Here is a 209-nt window from a genome sequence, read left to right as displayed (position 1 = left end):
TGAAGAAGCGTTTTTCCGACGAACAGATCATCAGTATTCTCCGCGAGGCTGAAGCCGGAGTTTCTGCCCGTGAACTCTGCCGTAAGCACGCCATTTCCGACGCCACGTTTTATACCTGGCGTAAGAAGTATGGCGGCATGGAGGTGCCTGAGGTTAAGCGCCTGAAGTCGCTTGAGGAAGAGAACGCCAGACTCAAGAAGCTGCTCGCC

1 protein-coding gene is annotated in these 209 nt (G+C 54.5%); it reads left to right on the top strand.

Features of this window, described 5'->3' with window-relative positions:
• Positions 1-209: transposase (locus tag NR177_RS23845; protein WP_256853808.1), on the top strand; the 209-nt coding region annotated here is incomplete at both ends.

Origin of the sequence: Pantoea sp. Fr+CA_20, assembly GCF_024520835.1 — a bacterium.
Classification (GTDB): Bacteria; Pseudomonadota; Gammaproteobacteria; order Enterobacterales; family Enterobacteriaceae; genus Pantoea; species Pantoea allii.
The sequence above is the reverse complement of the archived record's forward strand: the minus strand, read 5'-3'. Positions and strand labels throughout refer to the sequence as shown.